General features: G+C 61.3%; 17 protein-coding genes. 8 read left to right on the forward strand and 9 right to left on the reverse strand.

The genetic code is table 11. The features are described from left to right. Window positions 1-32: 32 nt before the first annotated feature. The 5 genes from sufC (at window position 33) to ACUN9V_RS08865 (ending at window position 4,796) form a co-directional block, all read left to right on the forward strand. On the forward strand, window positions 33-785 hold the full coding sequence (sufC, locus tag ACUN9V_RS08845; RefSeq protein ID WP_075562607.1) for a Fe-S cluster assembly ATPase SufC: 753 nt from the start codon (window positions 33-35) through the stop codon (window positions 783-785). After that, entirely contained in the window at window positions 782-2,119 is a 1,338-nt protein-coding gene (sufD, locus tag ACUN9V_RS08850) for a Fe-S cluster assembly protein SufD (protein WP_445511132.1), read from the forward strand. The genes sufC and sufD overlap by 4 nt, the downstream gene beginning before the upstream one ends. 1 nt (window position 2,120) lies before the next feature. Then, window positions 2,121-3,362, forward strand: a complete 1,242-nt coding sequence (locus ACUN9V_RS08855) for a SufS family cysteine desulfurase (protein WP_445511133.1) — start codon at window positions 2,121-2,123, stop codon at window positions 3,360-3,362. 52 nt (window positions 3,363-3,414) lie between these two features. Further along, window positions 3,415-3,978 carry a putative Fe-S cluster assembly protein SufT gene (gene sufT, locus ACUN9V_RS08860; RefSeq protein ID WP_445511134.1) on the forward strand — a complete coding sequence of 188 codons (564 nt, stop codon included), beginning with the start codon at window positions 3,415-3,417 and terminating at the stop codon, window positions 3,976-3,978. Between the two features lie 158 nt (window positions 3,979-4,136). Next, complete coding sequence (locus ACUN9V_RS08865; protein WP_445511135.1) at window positions 4,137-4,796, forward strand: SanA/YdcF family protein; 660 nt, start codon at window positions 4,137-4,139, stop codon at window positions 4,794-4,796. A 49-nt stretch (window positions 4,797-4,845) separates the two neighbouring features. Here ACUN9V_RS08865 and ACUN9V_RS08870 read toward each other — a convergent pair whose 3' ends face one another. From ACUN9V_RS08870 to ACUN9V_RS08885, 4 genes are all read right to left on the reverse strand, one after another. Continuing rightward, complete coding sequence (locus tag ACUN9V_RS08870) at window positions 4,846-5,286, reverse strand: hypothetical protein (protein WP_075562602.1); 441 nt, start codon at window positions 5,284-5,286, stop codon at window positions 4,846-4,848. A 111-nt stretch (window positions 5,287-5,397) separates the two neighbouring features. Further along, a complete protein-coding gene (gene rimK, locus ACUN9V_RS08875) occupies window positions 5,398-6,306 on the reverse strand; it encodes a 30S ribosomal protein S6--L-glutamate ligase (protein WP_075562601.1) in 909 nt (302 codons plus the stop codon). A gap of 49 nt (window positions 6,307-6,355) precedes the next feature. Next, a complete protein-coding gene (locus ACUN9V_RS08880) occupies window positions 6,356-6,793 on the reverse strand; it encodes an ATP-dependent zinc protease family protein (RefSeq protein ID WP_075562600.1) in 438 nt (145 codons plus the stop codon). A 4-nt stretch (window positions 6,794-6,797) separates the two neighbouring features. Beyond that, a complete protein-coding gene (locus ACUN9V_RS08885; RefSeq protein WP_445511136.1) occupies window positions 6,798-7,853 on the reverse strand; it encodes a DUF3549 family protein in 1,056 nt (351 codons plus the stop codon). 275 nt (window positions 7,854-8,128) lie between these two features. On the opposite strand from ACUN9V_RS08885, the gene ACUN9V_RS08890 reads away from it, so the two are divergent. Then, window positions 8,129-8,494 (forward strand): YqcC family protein, encoded by a 366-nt coding sequence (locus tag ACUN9V_RS08890; RefSeq protein ID WP_445511137.1) that lies wholly within the window; start codon window positions 8,129-8,131, stop codon window positions 8,492-8,494. 105 nt (window positions 8,495-8,599) lie between these two features. On the opposite strand, the gene ACUN9V_RS08895 is transcribed toward ACUN9V_RS08890, so the two are convergent. Further along, window positions 8,600-9,154: an OmpW/AlkL family protein gene (locus ACUN9V_RS08895; protein ID WP_445511138.1), complete on the reverse strand. Its 555-nt coding sequence runs from the start codon at window positions 9,152-9,154 to the stop codon at window positions 8,600-8,602. A 251-nt stretch (window positions 9,155-9,405) separates the two neighbouring features. Here ACUN9V_RS08895 and ACUN9V_RS08900 point away from each other — a divergent pair, with 251 nt between their 5' ends. Next, a complete protein-coding gene (locus tag ACUN9V_RS08900) occupies window positions 9,406-10,434 on the forward strand; it encodes a glycosyltransferase family 2 protein (protein WP_445511139.1) in 1,029 nt (342 codons plus the stop codon). Beyond that, a complete protein-coding gene (locus ACUN9V_RS08905) occupies window positions 10,431-10,823 on the forward strand; it encodes a GtrA family protein (RefSeq protein ID WP_445511140.1) in 393 nt (130 codons plus the stop codon). The genes ACUN9V_RS08900 and ACUN9V_RS08905 overlap by 4 nt, the downstream gene beginning before the upstream one ends. Window positions 10,824-11,046: 223 nt before the next feature. On the opposite strand, the gene putP is transcribed toward ACUN9V_RS08905, so the two are convergent. From putP to ACUN9V_RS08925, 4 genes are all read right to left on the reverse strand, one after another. Continuing rightward, window positions 11,047-12,537, reverse strand: a complete 1,491-nt coding sequence (gene putP, locus ACUN9V_RS08910; protein ID WP_445511141.1) for a sodium/proline symporter PutP — start codon at window positions 12,535-12,537, stop codon at window positions 11,047-11,049. A 186-nt stretch (window positions 12,538-12,723) separates the two neighbouring features. After that, on the reverse strand, window positions 12,724-15,912 hold the full coding sequence (putA, locus tag ACUN9V_RS08915; RefSeq protein WP_445511142.1) for a bifunctional proline dehydrogenase/L-glutamate gamma-semialdehyde dehydrogenase PutA: 3,189 nt from the start codon (window positions 15,910-15,912) through the stop codon (window positions 12,724-12,726). Window positions 15,913-16,082: 170 nt separating this feature from the next. Beyond that, window positions 16,083-16,859, reverse strand: coding sequence for a helix-turn-helix domain-containing protein (locus tag ACUN9V_RS08920; protein WP_445511143.1), 777 nt, complete (start codon window positions 16,857-16,859; stop codon window positions 16,083-16,085). Between the two features lie 24 nt (window positions 16,860-16,883). After that, a complete protein-coding gene (locus ACUN9V_RS08925) occupies window positions 16,884-17,255 on the reverse strand; it encodes a hypothetical protein (protein WP_445511144.1) in 372 nt (123 codons plus the stop codon). Between the last annotated feature and the right edge of the window lie 93 nt (window positions 17,256-17,348).

A 17,348-nucleotide genomic window follows, 5' to 3' on the forward strand; every position in this document is an offset into this window, starting at 1 on the left:
GACGGCGGTCTCTCTTGTTTCAAGGGTTACACATGCTCGAAGTCAAAGATCTTCACGTCACCATCGAGGACAAAGTGATCCTCAAGGGTCTGAACCTGACCATCAATGCGGGTGAGGTTCACGCCATCATGGGCCCGAACGGCGCGGGCAAGTCGACGCTGTCGGCCGTGATCGCCGGCAAGGACGGTTACGAGGTCACCCAGGGCACGATTCTGTTCGAAGGCCAGGATGTGCTCGAGATGGAAATCGAGGAGCGTGCTCGCGCCGGCCTGCTGCTGGGCTTCCAGTACCCGATCGAAATCCCCGGGGTCAAGAATATCTACCTGCTCAAGGCCGCGCTCAATGCGCAGCGCGCCGCGCGGGGTGAGGGCGAAATTCCGGCGCCGGAGTTCATGAAGCTGGTGCGCGAGAAAAGCGCCGAGATGAAAATGGATCCCAGTTTTCTGCAGCGCGCGGTCAACGAAGGGTTTTCCGGCGGCGAGAAGAAGCGTAACGAGATTCTGCAGATGCTGATTCTGCAGCCGAAGCTCGCGATGCTCGACGAGATCGACTCCGGGCTCGATATCGATGCGATGAAGGTCGTCGCCGATGGCGTCAACTCGCTGCGCAACGCCGATCGCGCGATCCTGCTGGTGACCCACTATCAGCGTTTGCTCAATCATATCGTGCCGGATCACGTCCACGTGCTGGTCGACGGCCGCATCGTCAAGAGTGGTGGCAAGGAGCTGGCGCTCGAGCTCGAAGATCGGGGCTATGACTGGGTGCTCGAGGAGTCTGTCGCATGAGTGCAGCGGAACGCTTTCTTCAGCGTCTGACCGCACGCCGTGCCGACGATCCGAGCTGGGTCGCGGCACGTCGTCAGGCCGGCGCGGCGCGATTCGAGGCGATGGGCTTTCCGACCCGTCGTGACGAACACTGGAAATATACCGACGTGCGTCGTATCGCCGAGGGTGATTTCGCCCTGGCCACGGACGCCGCGTTCGATACCACCCGCTTCGACGAGCAGCGCCTGGCTATCGACGCCTACCGCCTGGTCCTGGTCGATGGCCGATTCAGCCCGGCGCTTTCCGAGCTCGACGGGCTCCCGGCCGGTGTTTCCATCGAGCCGCTGTCGCAGGCGCTCGAGGCCAATCATGAGGCCGTGGGCGGCTCGCTGGGCCGCCTTGCCGGGGTCGATTTCTCGCCCTTTACCGCGCTCAACACCGCGTTCGCCGACGAGGGTGCCGTCATTCGCCTGGCTCCCGGCACCGTCGTCGACAAGCCGATCTATCTGCTGATGCTGTCACGCGCGGACGCCCAGCCGGTGATGAGTCACCCGCGGGTGCTGATCGAAGCCGGGGCGCGCGCCGAAGCAACGGTCATCGAGCACTATTCGGGCGAGCCGGAAGCGGCGAACTTCACCAATGTGGTGACCGAGGTGCTGCTTGATCGGGGCGCGATCATCGATCATTACAAGCTGCAGGAAGCCGCACTGACGGATCTGCACGTGGCCAGCATTCATGTCGACCAAGGACGCGATAGCCACTTCAACTCGTACAACCTCAATCTCGGTGGGGCGCTGGTGCGCACGGATCTGGTGACCGATCTGAACGCCGAGGGGGCCGAGGCGGCCTACAACGGGCTGTTCTTCGTCCAGGGTCGTCAGCACGTCGATAACCACACGCTGGTCAATCACAATGCGCCGCGTACGTTCTCCAACGAGAACTACAAGGGCGTGCTCGATGATCGTTCTCGAGGTGTCTTCAACGGCAAGGTATTCGTCAAGAAGGACGCACAGCAGATCGAGGCGTATCAGAACAACGCCAACCTGCTGCTGTCCGATCGTGCCGAAGTCGACACCAAGCCGGAGCTGGTGATTTATGCCGACGACGTCAAGTGCTCCCACGGCGCCACTACCGGTCAGCTCGACGAGGAAGCCGTCTATGCGCTGCGGAGTCGGGGTATCGACGAGCCGATGGCGCGGGCATTGCTGACCCTGGCATTCGTCGGCGAGGTCATGGACAAGGTGGGTCTCAACGTCATTGCCGAACGCGTCGAAAGAGCCGTCGCGGGTCGTCTGCCGGAGCGCTTCAATCTGGCGGATCTGGTCGAGACCGCCGAGGCCATTCAGGAGACTTGAAATGACGGCGCTCACTGATTTGAGGCTGGACCTGGCGGCGATTCGTCGGGATTTCCCGATTCTGGAGCGGGAAGTCCACGGCCAACCGCTGATCTATCTCGATAACGCAGCCACCAGCCAGACGCCGGTGGCGGTCATCGACAGCCTCAGCGATTACTATCGCCGTTACAACGCCAATATTCATCGCGGCCTGCACACATTGGCCGACGAGGCGACCGCGGCCTATGAAGGCGTGCGTTCCACTGTCCAGCGGCATATCAACGCGTTTGAGCCGCGCGAGATCGTGTTTACCCGAGGCACCACCGAAGCGATCAATCTGGTGGCGAACAGCTGGGGGCGCGCCAACCTGAAGGCGGGTGACGAAGTGATGGTCTCGCTGATGGAGCATCACTCCAACATCGTGCCGTGGCAGTTGCTCGAGCGCGAGCTGGGCATCGTGATCAGGGTCATCCCCGTCGATTCACGCGGCGTCCTCGATCTCGAGGCCTATCGTGAAATGCTCGGCGAGCGAACCCGGCTGGTCTGCGTCAATCATGTCTCCAATGCCCTGGGGACGATCAATCCGATCGCCGACATCGCCCGTGATGCGCATGCCAACGGCGCATTGATCCTGGTCGATGGCGCCCAGGCGGTGCCGCATCAGGCAGTCGATGTGCAGGCCCTGGATGCCGATTTCTACGCGTTCTCGGGCCACAAGGTTTACGGGCCGATGGGCGCGGGGGCGCTATACGTCAAGGCGTCCATACTCGAGGCGATGCCGCCATGGCAGGGCGGCGGGGAGATGATCTCGCGCGTCTCCTTCGATCGCGGCACCGAATTTGCCGCCATTCCCAACCGCTTCGAGGCGGGTACGCCGGCCGTGGCCGACGTCATCGCCATGGGTGCGGCGCTGGACTGGGTCAACGCGCTCGGTATCGAACGGCTGTCGGCGTGGGAGCATTGGCTGCTGGATCACGCCACCCAGAAGCTCGAACGGATCGATGGCCTGCGGATCATCGGCACGGCGCCGAACAAGGCCGGCGTGATTTCGTTCGTCGTCGACGGTGCCCACTCTCAGGATATCGGGCTGCTGATCGACCAGTTGGGCGTGGCGATTCGCACCGGGCATCATTGTGCCCAGCCGGTATTGAACCATTTCGGTGTCGAGGCGACTTGCCGGGCTTCTCTGGCCGTGTACAACACGCCCGAAGAAGTCGATGCTTTCGTCGAGGCGCTTCAGCGCGTGCTGGGCATGCTGCGCTGAGCCGGTCCCGGTACTGGGCGTGTCCGGGCCGGCCATTCTGTCAGGAGCGACGATGGATTCCCTAAACGAGGTCTACAAGGGCCAGGAAATGCCGCTGCAGCGGGACGTCGAGGTGATCTCGATCCCGTTCGGTAAGACCATCACGCTGTCTGAAGACAGTACGGTCGTGGTCATGCAGGCCAAGGGCAGCTCGATCAGTGTCAGTTTCGAAGGGCGTCTCTATTTGGTCGAAGGGCATGACTTCGACGCGCTGGGGCTCAAGTCACTCGAGCGGCCGACGCTGGATCCCGAGGCGACGGAAGCGGAGATGGAGCGCTTCGTCTGGGATCAGCTGCGGACCTGTTTCGATCCGGAGATACCGGTCAATATCGTCGATTTGGGTCTGGTCTACGGCTGCCGTCTCGAGCGCCTGCTCACTGGTGAACTCATGGTCACCATTCGCATGACGCTGACGGCGCCTGGCTGCGGGATGGGAGACGTCATCGCCGAGGATGCGCGGCGCAAGATACTGGGTGCCTCGCAGTTCTCCAAGGTTCACGTGGAAATCGTTTTCGATCCGCCGTGGAGCCGTGAGATGATGAGCGAAGAGGCACGCCTCGAGCTGGGCATGTTCTAGGCGCTTGGCAAAAAGCGCCTGACTGACCCTCGAACTGCACGAGCCGGTTTCTGGCAGAGCAACGAACGCAATATGTTGATCGATACCCCCACACGCTATTCGATTCCCGATGACGGCCCTCAGCGGCCGCTTTCCGCTCATCACCGTCACGTTGATTCATGCTTCGGTTACTGAAGGGGCTACTCAAGACCTTGGCAGCCTGCGCGCTGTTGCTAACGGTCGGGGTGGTGGTCATCAACCTGTGGATCCTGCAGAAGACCCACGCTCGCATCGAGCATGAGGTACCGCTGTGTGCCGCGCAGCCGGTCGGGCTGGTCTTTGGTACCGCCCAGTGGCTCCGGCAGGGCGGTTCTAACCCTTACTTCAAGGCCCGGATCGAGACCTCGGCGGAGTTGCTGCGACTTCATCGAATCCAGCATCTACTGCTGTCCGGCGACAATCGTACGCGTTATTACAACGAGCCCATCAACATGTGGCGCTCCCTGCGTCATCGCAATGTCGACGATGAATACATGACGCTCGACTATGCCGGTTTCAGTACGTTCGATAGCGTGGTGCGCGCCAAGGAAGTATTTGGCGCGGGTCGCCTGATGCTGATATCGCAGGACTGGCATCTACCGCGGGCCCTGTTCATCGCCGACGCCCTGGGAGTCGAGGCTTCCGGTTGTGCAGTACCCGACGACGGGGTCGAAGGCGAGTGGCGTCTACGGGTGCGTGAGTGGCTCGCCCGTGCCGCCACCTTTGGAGATCTCTACATCTGGGGGAGGGAGCCGTATTTCCTGGGGCCGCTGGAGCCGATCCGGTTATCGCCGCCTTAGGTCCTCGTCTTGCCCACCTGTTGATCGGTCGGGCGGATCGGATCGCCTGTCAGCGTTGGCGCTGCTGCAGCTTGTTGATCTCTCGAATCAGTGCGCGGCAGTTTTTCCAGCAGCGCTCCAGCGTCGGCTCCAGCACTTCCGGTAGCGGATGGGTGAAAGCGTTGCCCAGCGCCTGCATCAACACGCGTTCCTGCTCGAGGAGTTCTCCCAGCAGGACGGCGCTGTCGTTGCCGACGAAGCTCTTGATGCGGCTCCATAGCCACAGATAGTCATCGCGTTCGACGTCGGCATCGCGGGGCAGGATATCGAGATGTTCGCGAACCAGCTGCTGTAGTTCGCGCATGGCGACCCCACGTTCCTCGTAATGGGGTTTCAGGGCATTACGCAACGCCGGTCGCAGGCGATCGAGATTGTCCTGAAAATAATCGAGACTGTCGGCCAGCGCTTCGAGAACGCTGTCCATCGCCACTTGGCGATTGTCGAGAAACATGTGCGGCCACCTCCTGAAGTGACACAAATTGTGCGGCCGGAAACACTGTTTTGCTACCCCTCAAAGCAGAAAATTTAGCATTTTCGGCTATTTGTTCCATTTCTCCTCGATCTAGCCTTTGGGCTTCGGCGGCGCCTTGCGCGGCGTGCTGGCATTTTTCTGCAGATGCTCGATGATCAGGCCCGCAATGTCCTTGCCGGTTGCCGATTCGATGCCCTGCAGGCCGGGCGACGAATTGACTTCCATGATCACCGGGCCGTGGTTGGAACGCAGCAGATCGACGCCGGCGACACCCAGCCCCATCGCCTTGGCCGCGCGAATCGCGGTAGAGCGCTCTTCGGGGGTGATGCGAATGACGCTGGCGGTGCCGCCACGGTGCAGGTTCGAACGAAATTCGCCTTCAGCGGCCTGACGCTTCATCGAGGCAACGACCTTGTCGCCGATCACGAAACAGCGAATGTCGGCCCCCTTGGCTTCCTTGATGTACTCCTGAACCATGATGTTGGCTTTCATGCCCATGAACGCCTGGATCACCGACTCGGCGGCCTGATTGGTTTCCGCCAGCACCACGCCGATACCCTGCGTGCCCTCCAGCAACTTGATCACCAGCGGCGCGCCCTTGACCATGGTGATCAGGTCGGGAATGTCGTCAGGCGAATGGGCGAAGCCGGTAATCGGGAGGCCCAGCCCCTTGCGCGACAGCAGCTGTAGCGAGCGCAGCTTGTCGCGAGAGCGGGTAATGGCGACCGAGTCGTTGAGCACGTAGGTGCTCATCATCTCGAACTGACGCAGTACAGCGCAGCCATAGAACGTCACGGAGGCGCCGATACGCGGCACGATGGCGTCGAACGGCTCGATTTCTTCGCCCTTGTAGTGAATCGACGGCCGGTGTGAGGCGATATTCATGTAGCAGCGCAGCGTATCGACCACGCGGGCGGTGTGTCCGCGCGCTTCGGCAGCCTCGATCAGACGGCGCGTCGAGTAGAGGTTGCGATTGCGTGACAAGATGCCGATGTGCATGCGCGAAAGGCTCCGTAGCGTGGATGAGAGGGCGAAGTGGAAGGGGCGGTCAGGGGTCACCGTGCAGGAAGGCGGCACCCGGGGCAACCAGTAGCCGCCGCATGGCGCGTCTGCCCAGCAGCATGGGGTGACGCATGTCGCTGCGGTCGGTCAAAGTCAGTTCGATGGGAAATTCCAGCTCCCCCAGTATAAGGCGCGTGCGAATGACGTAACGCCATTCCTGATGGCCGTTGGAACTTCTGACTCGGCGGCGATCGTGCAACGGGAGCTGGCATTCGTGTTGCGCAATGGGCTGACCGCTCGAGCGGGTAATGAAGCGAACCCAGGGATGACCGCCTTCCTCGTAGGGTTCGATCTGCTCTGCATGCAGGGCGGACGTACGAGCACCGGTGTCCGCTTTGCAGCAGAGCGTCATGTGAAGATCCGGCAGCGTGACCATCTCGCGTCGGCCGATGATCGCCTGGGCCTGGTACGGCAATGCTTTCATGGATTCAGATGTTCCCTTCTCTGACGAGCCGACCCAGGGAGGAGTCCGCAGGCGCCTGACGCAACATCATCAATATGGGCAGCCGCAGGCGCGGGATCAATGCCAAATCGTGCACGACAGGACGAAAGTTGGCATCCGGGCAGTTCGCCAGCCGCTCGAGGAACCGCGCGAGACGAGATTCATGCTCGAGATGATGCCAGCCGCGTGCGGCGATGGCCGCCAGACAGTCGGCCGCCATGAGATCCTCGTCATCGAGAATGCGATCCAGCCAATCGCCGACTCGGGTATCGTCGCTACCCAGCATCGCTCTCAACAAGGCGCAGAACGTTTCGATATCCTGTCGTTGTCTTGCGTCGCCCATCGCTTCCCATAACGACGGCAGGAGATCGGCGGGCGTGTCGCCATGTTCCATCAGGTAGCACAGCGGGAGAACGACTTCTCTCGGCAGTGTGTCCAGGCGCGAGATCAGCGCGCGGGTAACGGCCGGGTCCTGGGCGACGACCTGATCGGCCAGCCCCTGAAGACCGAGCATCTGCCAGTTGAGCGTGTCGTCTCCCATCAGATAACGGCGTGCCATGTCCGAATGCGATGACGACGGTTGCTCGAACCGGCGAGACAGGCGAGCATGCAGCAGCGCGCGCTGGTGCAGTTCCGGCTCGAACGCCAGCGGGTTGTCCTGCATGAGATTGTCCTGCATCAGATTGCTCTGGGCCAGAATCCCTTGCGTCACATCGCCCGGTGGCTGGGCATCAGTAGATGCCGGTTGGGTGCTCAGCGTCAGCAGCAGGCGATCGAGAAACGCATCGCGTGCAGCAGGCACCAGCAGCCCTTGCTCGTCCAGCGGCAGCGACAGGAACCAGATCGCCGGGTCCCCTTGCAGCGCAGGCCAGTGCAGGGCACAGGCTACCTGGGCATGGCCATTCCAGGGTAACGGCCAGGGTTGGCGTTCCTGTTCGAAGGCGGTGAAAGTGTCACGGCTGATCGGTGTCACACGCCGGCCCAGGGCCGACAGCGCAAGCTCGGCGCGACTGGTCGTGAAAAAATCGCTCAGCGTCTGCATGGTAGAGAGCCGTCATGTCCATCGAGGCGCGCACTGTAACGTGCAGGGGTGACGCTGGATAGGGTATGGCCAAAAATTGAACAGCCTCTTCGATCGCATGTCTCATGCCGGATTGGCACAAGTGTCCCAAGTTTATCCACAGGCTCTTTCAAGGTTTCTGTGCGCAACCCGAAGACGGCGCTCAAGCGCTTTGGCAGCATCAAAGAACGACAGCACTAAAGAAAGACAGTACTAAAGAACGACAGCACCGAAGAACGAAAGCATCAGGAGAAAGCATGACGGTAACGGGAGAAGTGATCTCATCGAATGGCCCCGAGGCTAGCCACGATGAATTGGCGCGCGCGCTGCGCGAGCTGGAGGCCGAGCTGACAAGCGCCGGGCTGTGGGAAGAGCCCTGGCCGGAGCCTTTGGCATTCGAGAGTCAGCAGCCGTTTTGTGTCGATACGATGTCGATGCCGCAGTGGTTGCGCTACGTCTTCATTGCTCGCCTGTGGGCACTGGTCGATGCCCGAGCGGCCTTGCCGGCCAGTTGCGCCGTCGCGCCGGCGATGGAGGTATGGCTCAAGGAGGAGCCAGCAGCGCGGAAGGCGCCGCTGCTCGAGAAGCTCGCCGAAGTCGATCGGATCGTGACCCGAGCGTAATCGTCGCCGCGCAAATCAATGCCCGGCCCTGGACCCGGTTCTCGAGCCACAGACACAAAAAAACCGGGCCATGAAGGCCCGGTTTGACTATCGACTGACGATCGCTTAGAAGCGGCCAGTGACGCCGGCACCAACGGTGACCGGATTGACGTCGACATCTTTGCCGCCACTGATATCAGCGCTGACATCGGTGTACTGGGCGAAAGCGTTAAAGCCGAAGTTGTCGGTTACCATCAAGTCGACACCCAGCTGGCCAGCAGCACCCCATGAGTCGTCGATGCTACCTACGTTGCTCTCGTCGGAGAATGTAGTGTAGTTGACACCGACACCAGCATAAGGCTGAACGCGAGAATCCATGCCGCCGAGCGGGTAGTACTGAGCCATCAGGTTGATCGGAACCTGCTTGAACGAACCGCCTTCGGCGTGAACCTTGGTCTCGGTCATGGAGCTCAGTTCAACACCGATCTTGTCGTGGACCATATAGCCCAGACCCAGATAAGCGCCTTTGTCGTTGTCGCCAACGTAACCATCATCGCTATCGGTCTTGGCAACACCCAGACGGCCGTAGAAATCACCAGCGCCGTATGCGAATGCGGCTTGGGTCCCGAATGCGCAAGCGCCGGCAACTACCATTGCGGAAATCAGTTTGGTCTTGGTCATGATAAGTACTCCCTTTCTTTCATCATGAAGCCGTGTTACCGGCCTTCACATTCTATGAGACAACGTCCCTATGATAGGAAACGGTGTTTTTTATGTCCAGTAAAATTTTGAAACAGCGTTTTTTTACGTCAGGCCAGGCGTTAAGTCTGTTTGTGCGCGTTTCGCTCTGACCCGCTAGGATTACCGTAGTCATTGATCGTTCAGGTTGCCAACATCGCAGGGCCTTGATTCATTTCGTACGAGGAGCGCTCGTGGACAGACGTCGAACAGAGTGGATGTTGTCGCTCGTGGTGCCGGTAATGAACGAGGAGAGCGCCATCGACCGATTTCTCGAAGCGGTCGATGGCGCGCTGGGCGCCAGCGTCCCGCGGCTCGAGATTCTGTTCATAGACGATGGCTCCACCGATGCAACGCTTGTCAAGCTTCGTCAACGGGCTTCGGAGGATCTCCGGGTTCGGGTTCTGTCGCTGACCCGCAATTTTGGCAAGGAGGCCGCCATGAGCGCTGGCCTCGACCACGCTCGAGGTGAAGCGGTGGTACCCATGGATGTCGACTTGCAGGATCCACCCGAGGTTATCCTGGAGTTCATTGGGCTGTGGCAGGACCAGGGCTACGATATGGTTTATGGCATTCGTGGCTCCAGGGATGACGATACCCAGGCGAAACGTACCTCCGCAGAGCTCTTCTATCGCCTCTTCAACCGACTGGCGGAAGCACCGATCCCCAGCAACGCAGGGGACTTTCGGTTGATGGATCGCCGAGTCGTCGAGGCGGTCAAGCGACTGCCCGAACGTAATCGGTTCATGAAGGGGCTGTTCAGCTGGCCAGGGTATCGCTCCATCGGGGTCCACTATGACCGGCCGGCCAGAACGAGCGGCGTTAGCAAGTTCAATTTCTGGAAACTGTGGAATTTCGCCATCGACGGTCTGGTCAGTTTTTCGACCTGGCCTCTGCGCATCTGGATGTATTTTGGCGCCGTCGTTGCGGGGCTCGCGTTTCTCTATATTCTGCTGCTCGTCGGACGTGTCATCGTGGTGGGAAGTGACGTGCCCGGTTACGCGTCGCTGATGACGGCGATTCTGTTCTTTGGCGGCATGCAGCTGCTCTCTATCGGGATCCTGGGAGAGTACGTGGGACGACTGTTCATCGAAGCCAAGCGGCGGCCGCTGTACTTGGTGGCCGAGGATAGCCTGGTGATGAATGTCGAGGGAGAGGCGGCCGGCGCGGCCAGGACCGACACCGCATCCGGGCAGTTCGATGGAGCATCCGGTATTTCATGAAACGGCGACTCAAGCGCGAAGCGAAAACCGCCGCCCGTTTCGGTCTGGTAGGAGGCGTTGCAACGGCGGCCCATCTGTCGGTCGCTGCCATTCTCAGTGCCTTGTGGCCGACGCTATCCGAATTTTTCGTCAATCTCTGCGGTTTTCTGGTCGCCTTTCAGATTTCCCTCATTGGCCACCGGCGCCTGACGTTCCGTCGTCAGGGACGCGCTCGGCGTTTCTTTACCCTGGCGTTGCTGGGTTTTGCCCTCAATAACGGGGTGCTGGCCGCGTTGCTGGCGTCGACAGAGATCTCCGGTTTCTGGGCAATCGGCATCGCCACGCTCACCGTACCGCTGATTACCTACGTTGGTTCGAGGCTGTGGGCGTTTCGAGAGCATCAAGGGTGACAAGCGGGCAGTAGAGGGCACCGCACGTGGCTGGCTTTACGTTTGACTAGCGTTGCGTTTGACTAGCGTTGCGCGTGCCTGGCGTGGTGCGGCTCGGTGTGGCGGGCAACTTCGACCGGGGTCGAGTGTGTATCGGCATCCATGGAAAAGGGCTCCTGCAGGAGCCCTTTGTCGGTTTTGGATCGATTTCGCATTGCAGACGCGCGCGCTTTCAACAGCGCTCTTAACTGGAAATCTGCTTATATTCGCCAGCGTCCTTGGTCATGCTGCTCACCACCAGGATGGCAATGAAGGAAGCGATGAAGCCGGGAATGATCTCGTAGACACCCGGTCCGCCCAGGAACGCATTGCTCCAGCCCAACGAGATCCAGATGATGACGGTGAGGGCGCCCACGACCATGCCCGCGATGGCGCCAGCGCCGTTGGTGCGCGACCACATCAGCGACAGAATGATCAGTGGGCCGAAAGCTGCCCCGAAGCCTGCCCAGGCGTTACTGACCAGCCCCAGAACCTGAGAGTTCGGATCCGATGCGATGACGGCTGCCACCAGACCCACCAGCACGACGCTGATTCGGCCCACGCCGACGGTTTCTTTCTCCGAAGCTTCCTTGCGCAGGAACAGGCGATAAAAATCCTCGGTCAGGGAGGAAGACGCCACCAGCAGCTGACTGGAGATGGTGCTCATGATGGCCGCGAGCAGGGCCGCATAGAGGAAACCGGTGATCAGCGGATGGAACAGCAGGTTCGCCAGAATGATGAAGATCGTTTCCGGATCCTCGACATCCAATCCATTGCGGATCGCATAGGCCCGGCCGAAGATACCCAGAGAGACCGCGCCGATCAGCGAGATGAGCATCCAGCTCATGCCGATGTTACGGGCCACGGGCACGTCCTTCAGCGATCGGATGGCCATGAAGCGCACGATGATGTGCGGCTGGCCGAAATAGCCCAGCCCCCAGGTCACGGCAGACAGCCAACCGATGAAGGTCAGCCCATCCGTCCAGGAAAGCAGCGTGGGGTCGACTTCATTGAGCGTCTGCGAGGCCTGGGAAAACCCGCCACCACCTTCGCCGAAGATCACCACCGCCGGCATGATCACCAGTGCCAGCATCATGATGCAGCCCTGCACGAAGTCGGTCATGCTCACGGCCAGGAAGCCGCCGACCACCGTATAGACCAGTACCACGCCCAACGTGATGATGATGCCGGTGGCGTAATCGCTCAGGCCCCCGATGTTGATCACGCCGGAAAAGGCGCTTTCGAACAGCTTGCCGCCTGCTACCAGGCCCGAGGCCGTGTAGATCGCGAAGAAGACGACGATGACGATGGCGGAGATCGTCCTCAGCGACAGAGCCCGAGTCGGAAACCGGTTTGCCAGAAAGGCGGGAATGGTTATCGCATTGCCATAGTGGACCGTCTGCTCACGCAGGCGCGGGGCGACCAGAACCCAGTTGAAGAATGCACCCACGAACAGGCCGATACCGATCCAGGCCGAACCCAGGCCGGATACGAACATCGCCCCGGGCAGGCCCAGCAGTAGCCAGCCGCTCATGTCCGACGCCCCGGCCGACAGGGCAGCCACTTGCGGGCTGAGAGTCCGGCCACCCAACATGTAATCTTCGGAGGTGGAGGTGGACGTGCGCATGGCATAGAGGCCGATGGCGATCATGAGCACGAAGTAGGCGAAAAGACTGATCCAAACACCGATAGCCATAGAGGCGTCTCCTGTTTCTTAGTTATTAGGCCGGAGTTTGCTCCGACGAGCTTTTACGCACGCGAACCTGAGCGTTGGCGAGGAGTATCCCGCTCGGGAAGAGTACGAACGGGAAGCCCATGTCGGCATTGTTATTGGCCATTGTGAGCCTCCCGTGATCTGCGGTCGTCTATGACGCGTCGTGAATTAGTCGCCCATGGCGAGCAGTGAAGCGTTGCCACCCAGCGCGGCCGTATTGACGGTGCGCGTTTTTTCGGTGGCGAAGCGTAGCAGGTAATGCGGTCCACCGGCCTTCGGGCCCGTGCCCGAGAAGCCCTGGCCACCGAACGGCTGCACGCCGACGACCGCGCCGATGATGTCGCGATTGACGTAGACGTTGCCGACGCGAATGCGGCTGGCTACGTGATTGGTGAAGTTCTCGTTGCGGCTGTGGACGCCGAACGTCAGGCCGTAGCCCTTGGCATTGATGGAATCGATGACGTCTTCGAGCTGGTCGGCTCGATAGCGCGCGATATGCAGCAGCGGTCCGAACTGTTCGGTCTGCATCGATTCGATGCCATCGATACGGAAGGCCATCGGCGCGACGAAGGTGCCATTGTCGGTCTGGGCCGGATCGAGTCTGGCCTCGGCGATCAAACGGCCTTCGGCCTTCATGGTTTCGATATGCTCGAGCAGCCCCTTGCGTGCCTCTTCGTCGATGACCGGGCCGACGTCGGTGCCCAGGTCGCGCGGGTCACCAATACGCAGTTCGTCCATCGCCCCGCGCAGGATCTCGATCACGCGATCGGCGATATCCTCCTGCAGATAGAGCACGCGAAGGGCGGAACAGCGCTGGCCGGCGCTCTGGAAGGCCGAGTGGACGACGTCGGCAACGACTTGCTCGGGCAGGGCGGTGGAGTCGACGATCATCGCGTTCATGCCGCCGGTCTCGGCGATCAGCGTCGGCAGGGCGGCGTTCTCCCTGGCGGCCAGCGCCCGGTTGATGATCTGTGCGGTATCGGTGGAGCCGGTGAAGACGACACCGGTAATCCGGGGATCGCTGCTCAGTACGCTACCCACGGTCGGGCCGTCGCCGGGCAAGAGCTGTACGACATCCCGGGGCATGCCGGCTTCGTACAGCAGCTCGATGACGCGGTTGGCGACCAGCGAGGTCTGCTCGGCGGGCTTGGCGAGCACGGTGTTGCCGGCCACGGCAGCGGCGACCAGCTGGCCGGTGAAGATCGCGACCGGGAAGTTCCACGGGCTGATTGCGGCGAAGACGCCCTTGCCGCTCATCACCAGCTCGTTGGATTCGCCGGTGGGTCCCGGCAGGGCGATGGGCTCGGCGAAGAGCTCACGAGCGCGCGCCGCGTAGTAGCGGCAGAAATCCACCGCCTCGCGAATCTCATCGACGCCGTCGGTGAGCAGCTTGCCGCCCTCGCGGGAGCACAGCGTCATCAGCTCGGCGAGGTGCGTTTCCATCAGCTCGGCGTGTCGCTCGAGGATGGCCGCGCGCTCTTCGACCGGGGTTTCGCTCCAGCGCGGAAAGGCCTGCCAGGCGATGTCCACCGCCTGCTCGGCCTGCTCGTGTGTCGCCCACTGCACGCTACCCACGGGCTGGCGGCGGTCATAGGGGCTGGTGACCCGCTGGCGCTGACTGTCGTCATCGGCGACGTCGACGCCCAGCAGCGGCTTGGCGTGATATTCCCGATCCATGAACGCCGCCATGCAATCGACGAGCGGCTGATACTCACTGTTGATGTTCAAGTTGACGCCTTGGGAGTTCTTGCGTGCCGTACCGTAGATGTCCTTGGGCAGCGGAATCCGGGGATTGGCGAAGGTCGGATAGGGCTTGAGCGTGGCCACCGGATGGACGCAAAGCGACTCCACGGGGATGCGGGGATCGACCAGCTGATGGACGAACGATGAGTTGGCGCCATTCTCCAGCAGTCGTCGAACCAGGTAGGGCAGCAGGTCCTTGTGCGCGCCCACGGGCGCATAGATTCGACAATAGGTCCCCTGTGGCGCCCGCGTCAGTGCCGCATCATAGAGGGCTTCGCCCATGCCGTGCAGGCGCTGGAATTCGAAGGCGCGATCCGCGTGGTTGGCTAGCTCGAGAATATTGGTGATGGTGTGCGCATTGTGGGTCGCGAACTGCGGAAAGATGCGCCCGCGGGTGTTGTCCGATAGCAGGAATTGGGCGCAGACCAAGTAGGCAACGTCGGTACACGCCTTGCGGGTATAGACAGGATAACCGTCGACGCCGAGTTTCTGGGATTCCTTGATCTCGGTATCCCAGTAGGCGCCCTTGACCAGGCGCAGCGGAATTTCGTCGCCCTGCTGATCGGCCAGTCGGTTGATGTAGTGAAGCACCGGCAGGGCGCGTTTGGCATAGGCCTGGACCACCAGGCCGAAGTGGCCCCAGCCGCGGCAGGCGTCGCTCTCGAAAACGGCGCGAAAGACCTCGAGAGAGAGTTCGAGGCGATCGACTTCCTCGGCATCGATGGTCAGCGCAACATGGCGTTCTCGAGCCAGCTTGACGAGCTGCTTGACGGTGCCGACCAGCTCTTCGAGAACCTGGCTGCGGCGGCCGAATTCGTAGCGCGGGTGAAGCGCCGACAGCTTGATCGATACCGATGGGGCCGGGGTTTTGGCATCGAGCTTGACGCTGGTCTCACCGACCTGGCGAATCGCCGAGGCGTAGTCGTCGAAGTAGCGCTGTGCATCCTGACGCGTGCGAGCGGCTTCGCCCAGCATGTCGTAGGAGTAGGTGTAGCCTTTATTGAACAACGGTCTGGAACGCTTGAGCGCTTCGTCGATCGTTCGCCCCAGCACGAACTGCTGGCCCATGACCTTCATCGCCTGATACATCGCGCTGCGGATGACCGGCTCGCCCATGCGATTGACCATCTTGTTGATGAAGTTGGCCGGTTTGCCTTCGCGGGGCTTGTCCATCTGAATCACGTTGCCGGTCATCAGCAGGCCCCAGGTCGAGGCGTTGACGAACCAGGATTCGCTCTGGCCCAGATAGCGCTTCCAGTCGGCGACGCCCAGCTTGTCTTCGATCAGCGCATCGGCGGTGGTCTTGTCGGGGATGCGTAGCAGCGCCTCGGCCAGACACATCAGCAGCACGCCTTCCTGGGTATCGAGGCTGTACTGCTGGAGCAGTTCGTCGATGGAGTCGACGGCCGTGTCCATGGCACGAACGTCGCGCACCAGCTGCGCGGTGTTGTCGCCGATGCGGGCGAAATCGGCCTCGCCGGCACCCAGCAGTTCGCATAACTCGGCGAGATAGGCATCTTCATCGACGATGTAGTGTTCGCTGATCCTCGTGAACAGGGTTTCCAGCGAGGTCCGCCAGGTGGCAGCGTCCAGCATTTGTTCGGCTTTCAGCATCGTTCAGCCCCTTCGGCATGATTGAATCATAGTGATCAGCGTTGGCGTGGACGGCTTCCGCGACGGGATGCCACAGCGACACCGATAAAAGGAAGTGGTAGCTGACTCTAGCGTGAAACAGGGCGCGGGTTCTTGCCAATTATCCGGGGAGATTTGCAAGAAAAGCCGGATTATCTGGCTGAAGAAGGGCGGCGTAGCTGCACGGGAGAATGGCCGTAGCGGCGTCGAAAGGCGTTGCTCAGGGCGCTCTGGTTGGCGAATCCGGTGCGTTCCGCGATGTCGGCGAGCGGCAGGTCGGTCAGATCCGTGAGGTCGCGAGCCGTGGCCAGCCGCAACCGCATCACGAATTGATAGGGCGTGATCCCGGTTTGATCCCGGAAGCGCTCGCTGAAATGGGCCTCGCTGAGACAGACGAGATTGGCCAGATCCGACACGCTCAGGCGTTGATCCAGCCGCTCCAGCACGAACTGCTCGAGGCGCTGGATATCCAGCGATCGGCTGGGGCGTTTGGTCACCGCGGGAGGGCAAAGCGTCGCCCCGAGGCGAGCGTGAAGCGAACTGAGCAGCGTCGTGACCAACAGGTCACCCGGTGCGTGGCGGGCCTGCGCCATTTCCTGTACCAGAAACTGCAGGTAGTGCTGCAACGATTCATCGATCGCGAAATAGCCGGGGCGGTCGAACAGGGCTCTCAGCTGACGGTGAATGCCCGTCAATGCGGCCGCATCGTCCGGGAGGTCGATGATCAGCTGGCGGTTATCGCCGATCCCTTCGTAGTAGTGTTCGATATTGGCCGGTACCAGACAGCCGGAGAGCGGTGCCACGACACCGCCCTGGCCCGCGATTTCGAATTCAGCGTAACCCGACAGACCGATCACGATCTGGTGATAGTCGTGGTGGTGGTGCTGAATCGCGTTGTCGAGCGGCGCGAGCCGTATGATATCGGTCATGGTGATCGTCGCAGCCGGACCGGATCAGGCACGATATTCGCCTCCCTGAAGCGCCTGGTGCGCTGCTAGATGATCGCGCAGTGCCGCCAGCTCTTCACGACCGCTGCGGGAGAAGAGCGATCCTCCCTGGGCGGCCTGCCACGGTCGACCGTAGGCTTCCATCAGATGCTGGCTGCGCCGGCGCAGATTTTCCAGATAGGTATCGTGGCGGATCGGATAGCCGATCAGCGTATGCCAGCGCGCTTCACTGGCGCGATTTTCCAGCACGGCATCGAACAGATCGAGCAGATCCTGCGCCTGGGTACGATAGCGTGGGGTGCGGGACAGCATCAGCGCAGTCACGGTCGCCAGACTGACCAGCAGACAGACGGCGAAAACCAGAAGAAAGAGTGACATCGGAAGGCTCCCCGGCGCGCGGCAACCGACACAGTCTACCATGTCGGTTGCCGTGACTCTCAAGCGGTTGAGATAGGCGGACGAGGCGGTCGG

This window comes from Salinicola sp. V024 (assembly GCF_052645315.1).